Source organism: Flavobacterium sp. OHVDL-2026-0007 (assembly GCF_059882335.1).
Genome location: NZ_CM187612.1, coordinates 1658965 through 1671137, shown reverse-complemented (window position 1 = coordinate 1671137; position 12173 = coordinate 1658965). Strand labels below are relative to the sequence as shown.

Sequence of the window (12173 nt, the reverse complement as noted above, 5' to 3'; positions counted from 1 at the left end):
TCCTAAGATTTGCAGGTTTTACCACTGTTTTTACGGGTTTTTGTAAAGATTGAAAAAGCTGCCTTTTTACTTCTTTTACCCTTTTAGTGGGGAGAGCAGGATTCGAACCTGCGAAGTTCACACAGCAGATTTACAGTCTGCCCTCGTTGGCCGCTTGAGTATCTCCCCGAAGCTTGTATTATTGCGCTTTGTTTTGCTAAGCGGTTGCAAATATAGAAACCTTTTTGATGTTTACAAAGTTATTAGCGCTTTCATTGATAAAAAAAAATAGGGGAGAGCTATAGTACTTTGTAAATGATTGATAATGATAAGGATGTAAGTTGAAAAGTTGCTTTGTTAAATAGGTGAATATGTTTAAAATAGTATACTTTTTAGTAGTGTTGCTTTAGAATGTTACCTCCTTAAGTATGATTTTATAGAAGAGACGGGACAGAAGCAAAGTTTTATTGTCTTTTAAGTGTTTATTTTAAATTTATACAACGGCATTGCAATGCGAATGGTTAAAAGATAATTATCCGATTGTTGCAGATAAACTAGGAGCACAACAATACTATGATTCGTTGTTTGAGCTCTACGCACAATGGGAAGTGGATTTTATTAAAATTGATAATTTGTTGAGACCTTACCACGAAGGAGAAATCAATCTCATTAGAAAGGCTATTGATAAATGTGGGCGTAAGATAGTGTTAAGTACTTCACCTAGTGAAACGCCTATCGGAGATGTATCGCATGTCAGTAGTCATGCTAATATGTGGCACATAGTTGATGATCTAGATAATAGAATTGATCTTTTAGATCATCTTTGGTTTTATAGTTTTTGATCAGTAGCATCATAACTCTATCATATTGAAAGTAATTTCTTAAATGATTTTTTTTTATAAAAAGAAATGTATGAGTAGCAGTGCAATATGATTGCTGGGTTAATCAACTTTAAAAAGGTTTTTATCGGACAATAATGAATTTATATTTATTAAATAATATATTTGACAAAATATTTATACTAAGATACTCTCTAGATACTTACGTTTTTATGAAATTAAACGATACGCAAATTCTTGAAAAACTTAAAGGAGGTGACCCATTGGCATACAGTCAATTGTTTGATAAATATTATATGCCACTATGCGTCTATAGTTTTAAATATTGTGATTCGTTTCAGTTGGCCGAGGACATTGTTCAGGATTTATTTGTGAAACTTTGGAATGAAAAGTTATATGTGAAATTCGATAATCCTATGAGTCCTTATCTTTTTAAGTCTGTAAAAAATAATACCTTACAGGTTGTTAAAAAGGAATCGAAGTATCGATTCGATGATATCGAAAATGTTGTCAATAAGTTAATGGAGGAGGATCAATTAGACTTTGCTGCTTTAGAGGAGGAAAAAAAGAAATTATTCGAACAAGTAGAAGCTTTACCCGAAAAAAGCAAAGAAGTTTTTAAAGCGATTGTGTTAGAAAATATGAAATATAAAGAGGTGGCAGAACACCTCGATATTTCCGTTAACACAGTAAAAACACATTATGCAAGAGCCTTGAAACAACTTCGTTTTAAAGTCGATTTAATTATCATGTTATTATTAATATAAAAAAAAGTTAATTTATTGTCACCCATTTTTGATCTTTGATTATATATATAATATAAGGCATCAATTATGAGTAAAGTAAACATCTATATTTTAAAACTTATTTCGTTCTATACTGCTAAAGAAATAAGTGAAGTGGAATTTAACGAGTTACAGCAATGGTTAAATGAAGCACCTGAAAACAAAGTTCTGTTTACAGATCTCTTGCTGTTTTATAAAAAATCCAGACAAATATCATTTTCGGATCATATTGATAAAGATAAGGCTTGGAATAAAATCGTCTCTAAATTAGATCCTCCTTTAGTACAAATCACTAAGCAAAAGGAATCTAAGGTGTTTTCTATGAGGAATCCTTGGTTCAAATATGCAGCTGCCGCAATAGTAGTTGGGATATTAACTACAACCTATGTCTTGAGGGATAATTTATTTACCAACCCTAGAGAGGTCAGTCCGGTAATAGTAGCTACTAATAATAGTGGTGAAGCTGGAACAGACAAAGCAACTTTAACCCTAGAGGACGGTTCTGTAGTAGTATTAAAAAACGGGAATACTTTACATATTCAAAACGCTACCAGTAACGGTAAGGAGATTGTTTACAAAGCCAGTGAACAAAAACAAACAAAAATAGCTTACAATTACTTAACTATTCCCAGAGGAGGGCAATTCTTTATTAAATTATCGGATGGAACACAAGTATGGCTAAATTCTGAATCCCAATTAAAATATCCTATTGCTTTTGTTGATGGTGAAACTCGTAAAGTGGAGCTAGTATATGGCGAAGCATATTTCGACGTATCTCCAAGTACAGCACATAAAGGTTCTAAGTTCGAAGTTTTTAATAAATCTCAAGAAGTAGAGGTAGTAGGTACGGAGTTTAACATTAAAGCGTATAAAGACGAAACCAATGTATACACAACCTTGGTTGAGGGTAAAGTAAATGTAAGTACTGCAAATAGCAAACAAATATTAGCACCAAATCAACAATCAAATTTAAGCCTCAAAAATAATAGTATAAACATAACTACTGTCGATGTCTACAGTGAAATTGCATGGAAAAAAGGACTATTTGTCTTTAAAGGAATGCCTTTGAAAGACATTATGAAAGTATTATCGCGATGGTACGATGTGGATATTGAGTTTGCTGATGCTGCACTGGGGAATGTAAAATTCAATGGAGTACTAAATAAAGATCAAAATATAGAAGAAATACTAACAACCATTAAAAAGACTAACTTTATTAAAGCCTATGAAATAAAAAACAATAAAATAATATTAAAGTAAAAAAAGAAAAGGGAAGGAAGTTTAGACCTCTCACAGTACCGCACTTCATCCCTTTTTTATGTATCGATCAATTAATTAATTTAAACAACTAACTAACCAATTTACATGCTAATTTATGAAAATTAACTTAACCAGTGTTTTTTTCTTTTCAAGAAAAAAACTAATAATGAACATTATGAGAACTTTTATTTTCTTGTTTTGCACGACATTTTTTGGTTTCACGCCAGGGAATATTTTTTCTCAAAACGCAAAAATTGTTATCAAAGCTGATAAGACAGTAACGGTGGATGAAGTTTTTGATATCATCAAACAACAAACAAATTACACCTTTATTTATCAGGAAGATTTATTTAAAAACACTCCCAAAGTACATTTAAAAAAGGGAGTAATAAGAGCAAACGAATTATTGAAAGAAAGTCTTTCTGTAAAAGACTTTGATTTTGATATTACTAAAAGTAATGCCATTGTTATTAAAGAAGCTTCGGTTGTCTCTAAACTGCAACAATCTATTGAGATAAAGGGAACAGTAACAAACGAGTTGGGTGAAAACATCCCAGGTGCTACTGTAACATTGAAAGGTACAAAAAGATCTGTTTTAACAGATGTGGATGGAAGCTTTTCGATAAAAATTCCTGAAGAAGGAGGCGTATTGGTGATTTCCTTTATGGGGAGCCAAACGCAAGAAGTAAAAGTTTCTAAGGTCCGCAGCAATCTAAAGATTGTGTTGCTTGATGAAACCGCTAAACTGGAAGATGTTGTTGTCGTTGGTTATGGCAAGCAAAAGAAAACACAGATTGTAGGGGCTGTTAGTTCTATAAAGGGGGAACAAATGCGATTTCCTACCAGAAACTTAACCAATAATATGGCAGGTCAGGTTGCAGGTCTTATCGCTATACAAAGATCCGGGGAACCAGGCTATGATAACTCTGAATTCTGGATAAGGGGGATAAGCACTTTTGCAGGGGGATCTAAGCCTTTAGTTTTGGTGGATGGTGTTCCTCGTTCAATCAATGATATTGAACCAGATGAGATAGATACCTTCACGGTGCTTAAAGATGCAGCCTCAACGGCGGTTTATGGTGCGGAAGGAGCTAATGGTGTTATAATCATTACTTCAAAAAGAGGAAAGGCTCAAAAACCGACCATAAGTTTTAGGACAGAACACAGTATATCGCAACCTACCAGGCTTCCTAAATTTGTAGGTTCTGCTGATTATCTTCAATTGTATAATGAAGCCTTAAGAAATGATGGAGAAACACCAATTTATAGTGATGCTCTTATTTCAAAATATAGAAATAATGAAGATCCGGATCTTTATCCCAATACAGACTGGATGGCTACTATGTTAAAAAAACTAACGGATAACCATAGATATACTCTAAATGTGCGTGGTGGGTCTGAGCAGTCACGCTATTTCGTTTCTGGAGCCTATTATGGTGAGAGCGGAATTTTTCAAGAAAATCCTAATCCGCGTTATGAAACTAATATTGGGTTGAAACGTTTCAACCTGAGAAGTAACATTGATATGGATATTTCCAAAACAACGTTATTGAGCGTAGATCTCAGCGGACAATATTTGATAAATCGCTATCCGGGAACAGGTAGTGCAGCTATTTTTCGACAAATGATGGTTACGCCTCCTCATCTTTTTCCTGCAGTTTACAGCGACGGTACGATTTCAACATATGCTTCTGAAGCTGATGCAAACAAGAGAAACCCGTATAATTTGTTGTATAATTCAGGTTATTCAAAAGAATGGCGTTCCAGCATCCAATCGGCAGTGCGTTTAGAACAAAAATTAGATGTTGTTACTCCAGGCTTGTATTATCGCGGTTTGGTGAGTTATGATTATAACGGGAATTTTTCTTCCAACAGAACGGATAACCCAAGTAGGTTTTTTGCTACAGGTAGGGATGCGAGTGGCAAGCTCATTTTTGCACAAACCGTTTCAGGAACACCTGATATGGCTGAACCAACAGAAGCAAGCAATGCAACTAAGAATGTTTATATGGAATCCTCTCTAAACTACAAAAGAGCATTTGGCTCGCATGCTGTGGAAGGGATGGTATTGTATATGCAAAAAGAGAGTCAGCTTAATACAGAAGCACTTGCTTTTAGAAAACAAGGAATAGTGGGTAGGGTAACATATTCGTATGACAAGCGCTATTTTATAGAAGGAAATTTTGGTTATACTGGTAGTGAAAAATTCGCAGATGGGTACCGATATGGTTTTTTCCCGGCTGTAGGGGCAGGCTATCAAATATCGAATGAAAAATTCTATCCGGAAGGCTTAAAGGATTATTTGACCACTTTAAGATTTAGAGCTTCTGTGGGACGCACCGGAAATGACGAGACCGCTTTGAATCAAATCGATCGATTTCTTTATCGTCCTACCTTTGGCATGGCCGCAGGAGGGTTTAATCAGGGAATTACCTCTGGCGGTGGCTCTAATGGTTTAGGCAATGGAATAATAGAAGGTCGCTCTGAAGCTCCATATTTAGGATGGGAAATCGAAGACAAACAAAACTATGGCGTTAATATTGAGTTGTTTCATGGTCGTATTGAAATTATTGCAGATTATTTCAAATCGGAAAGATCATCTATTTTGTTGCAAAGAAAAACGATTCCTGGTGTTGCCGGTTTTAGGAGTGCCCCTTGGGAAAATTTTGGAAAAGTTAAAAATTGGGGGATAGATGGAAGTCTTAATGCCAATCAAACCATAGGTGATTTAAAAATTGGTTTTAGAAGCACTTTTACTTTTGCAAGAAATAAAATCACCGAATATGATGAATTAACGCAACCCTATCCATGGATGGCCACTACAGGGACAAGGATTGGTGAGAATGTGTTGTATATAGCAGAACGTTTGTATACCAATGATGATTTTACTATAACGGCAAACCCAAATGGAACCAATTCGTATGCCTTAAAAAGCGGTATCCCTATTCCTACTTTAGGAGGGAAAATAGGACCAGGAGACATAAAATACCAGGATTTGAATAGTGACGGTAAGATTGATCAATTTGACAGAAAAAGAGGTGTGGGTAATCCCGCAAACCCTGAAATTGTTTATGGAGCTGGGTTAAACCTTGAATACAAAGGGTTTTATGTAAGTGCATTTTTTCAAGGAACAGCCAATACCTCGGTGGTTTTTGGAGGTAGTACTGCTGAAGCATGGCATCCTTTTGCTTTTGGAGTAGATCAATCTAATTACAGGACATTTGCTTTAGACCGTTGGACAGAAGCAAACCCAAGTCAAAGTGTGCTAATGCCACGTTTGCATAAGATTGGTACTAATGGAGCTAATAACTCTGCTGCAAGTACATGGTGGCTTAAAGACGGTAGTTTTCTTCGTTTGAAAAATGTTGAAATTGGGTATAATCTTCCTAAGTTTATTGTACAGCAGGTACATGTAAATACGGCGAGAATATACATGATGGGGTATAACTTAACGGTTTGGGATAAAATAAAACATTGGGATCCTGAGACAGGAAACGCAAATGCAGGTTTGAATTATCCATTGCCTCGTACGTTTACGTTTGGACTTGAATTGACACTTTAAAAATTTAATTATTTCGATATGAAAAATAGTATAAAAATTATTTTATTAACACTTGTATTGGGTTTTTCCTCTTGCAGTAAAGATTATCTCGACGTCTCTGATGAGCTTGCGGGCGGTTTAAACAATGTTGATCAGGTTTTTGATAATGTATCCTATACCAGAAGATGGTATGCCAATGTTTTCACAGGGATACCAGATTATTACGATATGGTTCATGCTGATTGGGATGCTGGAGGACAGACAGGTTTGCACAATCCTTGGACAGGAATGACCGATGAAATAAACACAGGCTATGGTGACAATGCTTATTATCAGATCTCATTCCGCAACTCTTCAAACATGGGGTTTCATAGATGGAACACACTCTATACATTGATAAGACAGGCTAATATTTTTCTGGAAAAAGCTAAAGTTATTCCGGCTTCCGGGGTTAATGCGGACAAGCTTTTAGCAACAGAGCTTGACCCCATGATAGTCAATGTGAAGTTTATGCGTGCGTATTATCATTATCTTTTGCTGGAGCAATATGGTCCGGTGCCTATCATGGATAGGTCTTATGCGCCTGGTGAAGATCTTGATATACCCCGTTCCTCTGTTGATGAGGTAATCGATTTTATTGATGCCGAGTTGGTTAAGGTTATCCCGTTGTTACCGCAAACACCGGCTATCAGTGATGATGTAAAAGCTTTGCCTACTAAAGGCGCAGCCTTGGCAGTGAGAGGAAAATTATGGATTCATGCCGCAAGCCCTTTATTAAACGGAGGATTTACTGAAGCACTTGCATTGGCTAATAAGGATGGTAAAAAATTGTTTCCGGCTGCAAATCCATCAAAATGGAACAAAGCAGTACAGGTACTTAAAGATCTTATTGATTATGCAAATGCTGGAGGAAATCACCAGCTATACAAAGAGTTTACTGCAGGCGTTCTGGATCCGGCTAAATCGGTCTATAATCTGTTTCAATTGTATAATAGTGAAATTATTTGGGCTACATCCGTAAATGGAAGCGGTGGGCTCAATGGAGATCGTTGGGAAAGAAGATCAACGCCTCGTAGCGAAACCAATGGGTTAGGAAGTACAGCTGTATTGCAGGAACTAGTTGATGATTTTTATATGAAAGATGGAAAGCCAATTAAAGCCACTAGTTTTTTACCGGCATCCACAGCGTATTCAGAAACAGGAACTAGTTTATACACTGAGGCAGTAACAGCCATAGCGCCATATGCATCAGCGACACCAACCCTGGTTAATAATATGTATATCAATCGAGAAGCCCGTTTTTATAATACAGTATTCTTTGCGGGAAGAAGATGGCATGTATCCAACAAAGTGACTAATTTTTACATGGGAACACCCAATGATAGAAGTGTTCCACAAGCTCAATATACAGCTAGCGGTTATTTGCTCTATAAAAGATACAATAGAACGGTAAGTTTGCCGAGCCCGGGTATTGCGACTAAGTTCAGACCATCAATCATTTTCAGGCTGGCAGAGTTTTATCTGTTATATGCAGAAGCGCTTAATGAAGTAGATCCGGGCAATTCTGATGTGTTGAAGTATGTTAATCTAGTAAGAGAGCGTGCTGGTTTGCCTAAACTTGAAGTGTTAAATCCAGGCATTATAGGAAATCAAGCCTTACAAAGGGAAGCAATCAGACGTGAAAGCCGTATCGAATTGGCAACAGAGGGGCAGCGTTATTTTGATGTAAGAAGATGGATGATTGTTGAAGCTCCTGAAGGCAGACAAGCGGGTGAATTCTCTGGAATGAATATGGCTGGAGATGCGTCTACATTCTTTCAAAGAACTAAGTTTCAAACACGCATTTTTGAACGCAAACAATATTTATATCCAATACCATTTAGTGAAATGCAGAAGAGTAAAACTTTAATGCAGAATCCTGGTTGGTAGTGATTTAGTTGTCAAAAAAAAGATTTTAGCTGGGTTTTTTTTTGTGAATTCCTTAGGTAAAAGTAGCTTTATAGCTAAAATACGGTAATACAAATGCGCTTTATAAAAGCAGCGAAAAATAATATTGGTTTGGTTTTGGTTAAAAAGGCATCATTGAATTTATTTTTGATGGTGTCTTTTTTTTTAAGCTTACTCTCTTGATTGGACTCAAGACCGTTTGCTCTTTTATTAATGAATAATGAATCGTTTATAACAATGAAATTAAAAAATACATTTTTGACGCAATCGACATGACCACTAGTTACTCTCACTATTCTTTTATAACAAGTGTTCCATTTAAAGAATTACAGTTAAAAATGAGTTGGTTATGGTGTTGCACAATAGTTAATGATGTTCAATGTTTTTGTAATAGAAAATGGAAAGTCAAATGCTAGTGTTTTTGGTATCCGGTTTTTCTGTTTTTGCCTTGTCCTAAAAAACAAAAAACCTGCGAATCCTTAGATTTGCAGGTTTTATCACTGTTTTTTCGGGTTTGTGAAAAGATTTAAAAAGCTGCCTTTCTACTTCTTTTACCCTTTTAGTGGGGAGAGCAGGATTCGAACCTGCGAAGTTCACACAGCAGATTTACAGTCTGCCCTCGTTGGCCGCTTGAGTATCTCCCCTAAGCTTGTATTGATGCGCTTTGTTGTGCTAAGCGGTTGCAAATATAGGAACGTTTTTGGTGTTTGCAAGCAGAAATCGAACTTAATTTTAACTTATTTTCGATTTGTTTTTTAAGTGGTTGGTATTGAATAAAATAAAAAATCAGCTGTTGTGAAGTTTTTTTGTTTTATGTGAATGAATGTGTTTTTTTTGGGATAATTCGAGGTTTTTTGCTCTTAGTTTTTCTCTTTTTAAATGCTGTTCAACTATTTGTAGAGCTATGCTCAGCATTTAAGTTACTCTAATGATTGAACAGTACATGGAGTTGCAATTGAGTCTTCTTAAAACTTTAAGTGCAAACTTGTTTATAAGCTCAAATATCAACAAAAATCAGTTTGTTAAGCTTTCCTTGAGCGAAACTGTTTTTTCTTCTAATTTAGGTGTTTTTTTCATGTATTAAAGAAGAAGATCTGGTAAGTACAAACGCTTGATGATGGGGCTTGGTTATTGTGTCTTTAGTGTTTTGCCAATCTGAACTTGGATCGGTCATAAAACAAAAAAAATCTCCCTAGGGAGATTTTTTGTTTTATGCAATTGAAGACTATTTTTTAGCTAACAACTCTAGAACTTTAGCTCTAAGTTCGTCTCCTCTTAAATCTTGCGCTACTACTTTTCCTGATGCATCAAGAATAAAAGTTGCAGGGATTGATTGAACGCCGTATTGAGCGGCAATTGGTTCATCCCAAAATTTTAAGTGCGAAACCTGTGTCCAAGTTAAACCGTCTTTAGCGATAGCTTCTTTCCACTTTGTAGCATCTTTATCTAAAGAAACTCCAATGATGTTTAATCCTTTTGAATGTAGCTCTTTGTAAATCGCTACAACATGAGGGTTTTCCTGTCTACATGGTCCACACCATGAAGCCCAAAAATCTACAATAGTTACTTTGCCTAAGCTTTCTTTAAGCGAAACTGTTTTTCCTTCTGGATTAGGAGCTGAAAAGTCTGATCTTCAGTTAGGGCTACCTACAGCTGGAGCAGTTGCACCTACTGATGGCATTTTCGCTTGACCAAGTTTTTCTTTGATTTTTTTACCAGGAGATGTAGTTTTTAAAGACTCATCTAAAGAGTTGTATAAAGTTTCTGCTTTTTTCATATCAGCACTTGGATCTTGAACCATACCTTGAATGATCAAAGTAGAGATGAAAGATTTTGGGTGAGATTCAGCGTAAGTAACATATTTCTTTTTAGAATCTTCTTGTACTTCAGTTTGAATAGTCATGTATTCTTTCATCAAACCATTGATAACTGCTGTATCTTTAGTTTGTTGAGCAGTTTGCATTTTCTGAGTGTTGTTTTTCTGAAAGTCAATTAATCTTTTTTGAGTTTTTGTAAGTTCATCATTGAATTTTACAAACTCGTCGTTATTGTAAGTTCCAGCAATTTTAGATTTGTGGATACTGTCTTTATCGATAGCAATAGTAATTTCTCCTGTTTCTAAGATAAAAGGAATTGGAGCATTAGCATCTTGAAGGATTAAGGTATGGAAAGCTGGTTCAGTTACTTTTCCTTTGATTTCAAATTTTCCGTTTTCAACTTTAACAGTATCAAGAGCAACTGTCATCATTGTTGTTGGATCTTGACCTTGAAGAATGATTGTTTTTCCGTTTTCAATTCCTGTTGCAGTACCTGTGATTAGGTATTCTCCGTCTTTAACTTTGCTGCATGAAATTATCGCTACAGAAGCGGTAAGTAAAAAAAATATTTTTTTCATTATAAAAAATTAATTAGTTAATTGATTTGTGCAACAAAAGTATCTAAAAATCTAAAACTTAAAGAATTTTGTAGCCTAAAATTTTGTTATAGTTTTTTTGAGTTTAATATGCAGTTAATCAGCATGTTTGTTGAGTTAGTGCGATTTAATACTGTTAAATAGATTACTATTTAGAATCTATTTAATCAATTTTTTGATTTTTAAGCAAAAAAAAAGCACTCTGTTGTCAGAGTGCTTTTAAGAATATAGTGGTGTAAATCTATTCTTGATTTGTTTTCTTTCTCCAAGTAAAAGAGTTCAAAATGTGTCTTTTTGCAAATCTTGCTGGTGATTCAGCGTTTACCATTTTCACGTAAGTTGCTTTAGGAACACTGATGTATTCGTAAACACTTCCGTTAGAAAAATCGATAATCAAACGACCTTCAACAAATTTATAATCAGTAATTGATGAAGTTGCGATAGTGTCAGTATATTCAGGTAAGTTTGCTTTAATCGTTTCAGGATTAATACTTACCAAAAAGTGATAAGCCTCAATTATAGACTTACTTTTTTCTTCAGCACTTTTCAAACCAGCATCATCACCTTGAAATTTGTCAGGATGAGATTCTTTCATCGCATTACGATAGATGGTTTTTAACTCTTTTAACTCAGCAGTTTTTTCAACGTTTAGTAACTTGCGGTATTCAACTATTTTTTTCATAAATTAAGGTAACTACTTGTCTATTAGTTTGAAATTGAAATTAATGGTTCAAAAAGACAAATTTTTTGCAAAGGTACACTTTTTTTTAACTTTTTAGTTTTGATGTAAAAAATATTCGAAAAATATACCAAAAAATAGAGGTGTTTTAAAAAAGAAGACTGTTTCCAATGGCGTTTTTGTCTTGTTTTCTTTTTTAAAGAAGACTTAAGGTTGAGTGTGATTCTACGGAAAATATGGATATTTGACTAGAGAAGTCCTGGATACTAGTGATCTATAAGCTGAATCCCCTCATAACAAAATACATGTTGGTGTTTTGCCTAGACGGGGATTCGATTTTATAAGGTTGGTGTTTTTAAATTTTTAATTACTAAAAACATCAAGTTGCTCTTGTGATTATTTATCTTCAGGCTTATGGTTGGCCTTATGGAAGTTTTTTGATTTTTTTGGATATTTAGTATAACTGATATCGCTCGGGTTCTCAATTACAGATTTAATGGTAATTAATTCTCCTACAGTGTGATTAGCGTGAGCCATTTTGTAGTCCAAAAGATATTCGCCACAAAAGTAATTGTTGTTTTCATCTTTTTCCATGATGCCAGTATATACTCCTTTTTGCATCATTTTTTCCTCTGATCCTTTCGACATGACTTTTTTATTTAAAATTGAAGTGGCAAAGTTAGTCAATATATTGTTTGTTTTATGGAGTTCGGGTCAATCTGATTATATT

At 34.9% G+C, this 12173-nt stretch carries 8 protein-coding genes, 2 tRNA genes and 1 pseudogene; 5 read left to right on the top strand and 6 right to left on the bottom strand.

The features are described from left to right. Positions 1–87: 87 nt before the first annotated feature. Positions 88–168: transfer RNA gene (locus AC51AA_RS06360), tRNA-Tyr, on the bottom strand. Positions 169–485: 317 nt separating this feature from the next. Between AC51AA_RS06360 and AC51AA_RS06355 the strand changes: the two genes are divergently transcribed. The 5 genes from AC51AA_RS06355 to AC51AA_RS06335 all read left to right on the top strand — a co-directional run bounded on the left by AC51AA_RS06355 (position 486) and on the right by AC51AA_RS06335 (position 8333). Further along, positions 486–821: an alpha-amylase family protein gene (locus tag AC51AA_RS06355; protein ID WP_500704891.1), complete on the top strand. Its 336-nt coding sequence runs from the start codon at positions 486–488 to the stop codon at positions 819–821. Between the two features lie 209 nt (positions 822–1030). After that, positions 1031–1585, top strand: a complete 555-nt coding sequence (locus AC51AA_RS06350) for an RNA polymerase sigma factor (protein ID WP_500704890.1) — start codon at positions 1031–1033, stop codon at positions 1583–1585. 66 nt (positions 1586–1651) lie between these two features. Continuing rightward, a complete protein-coding gene (locus tag AC51AA_RS06345) occupies positions 1652–2863 on the top strand; it encodes a FecR family protein (protein ID WP_500704889.1) in 1212 nt (403 codons plus the stop codon). 166 nt (positions 2864–3029) lie between these two features. Beyond that, positions 3030–6425 carry a SusC/RagA family TonB-linked outer membrane protein gene (locus tag AC51AA_RS06340; protein WP_500704888.1) on the top strand — a complete coding sequence of 1132 codons (3396 nt, stop codon included), beginning with the start codon at positions 3030–3032 and terminating at the stop codon, positions 6423–6425. 57 nt (positions 6426–6482) lie between these two features. Continuing rightward, positions 6483–8333, top strand: a complete 1851-nt coding sequence (locus AC51AA_RS06335; protein ID WP_500704887.1) for a RagB/SusD family nutrient uptake outer membrane protein — start codon at positions 6483–6485, stop codon at positions 8331–8333. 581 nt (positions 8334–8914) lie between these two features. Here AC51AA_RS06335 and AC51AA_RS06330 read toward each other — a convergent pair. From AC51AA_RS06330 to AC51AA_RS06310, 5 genes and pseudogenes are all read right to left on the bottom strand, one after another. Continuing rightward, a tRNA-Tyr gene (locus AC51AA_RS06330) sits at positions 8915–8995 on the bottom strand. Positions 8996–9576: 581 nt separating this feature from the next. Next, positions 9577–9966: pseudogene (locus AC51AA_RS06325) on the bottom strand (TlpA family protein disulfide reductase); the annotation flags it as partial. Positions 9967–9984: 18 nt separating this feature from the next. After that, entirely contained in the window at positions 9985–10746 is a 762-nt protein-coding gene (locus AC51AA_RS06320; protein ID WP_500704886.1) for a DUF4369 domain-containing protein, read from the bottom strand. 259 nt (positions 10747–11005) lie between these two features. Further along, entirely contained in the window at positions 11006–11446 is a 441-nt protein-coding gene (locus AC51AA_RS06315) for a KTSC domain-containing protein (protein ID WP_500704885.1), read from the bottom strand. 393 nt (positions 11447–11839) lie between these two features. Further along, positions 11840–12091, bottom strand: a complete 252-nt coding sequence (locus tag AC51AA_RS06310; protein WP_500704884.1) for a hypothetical protein — start codon at positions 12089–12091, stop codon at positions 11840–11842. Positions 12092–12173 lie beyond the last annotated feature (82 nt).

Excerpts from the sequence above, each read along its gene's own strand:
- AC51AA_RS06350 (WP_500704890.1), top strand. The coding sequence starts at position 1,031 with ATGAAATTAAACGATACGCAAATTCTTGAAAAACTTAAAGGAGGTGAC.
- AC51AA_RS06310 (WP_500704884.1), bottom strand. The coding sequence starts at position 12,091 with ATGTCGAAAGGATCAGAGGAAAAAATGATGCAAAAAGGAGTATATACT.
- AC51AA_RS06340 (WP_500704888.1), top strand. The coding sequence starts at position 3,030 with ATGAACATTATGAGAACTTTTATTTTCTTGTTTTGCACGACATTTTTT.
- AC51AA_RS06345 (WP_500704889.1), top strand. The coding sequence starts at position 1,652 with ATGAGTAAAGTAAACATCTATATTTTAAAACTTATTTCGTTCTATACT.
- AC51AA_RS06315 (WP_500704885.1), bottom strand. The coding sequence starts at position 11,446 with ATGAAAAAAATAGTTGAATACCGCAAGTTACTAAACGTTGAAAAAACT.
- AC51AA_RS06320 (WP_500704886.1), bottom strand. The coding sequence starts at position 10,746 with ATGAAAAAAATATTTTTTTTACTTACCGCTTCTGTAGCGATAATTTCA.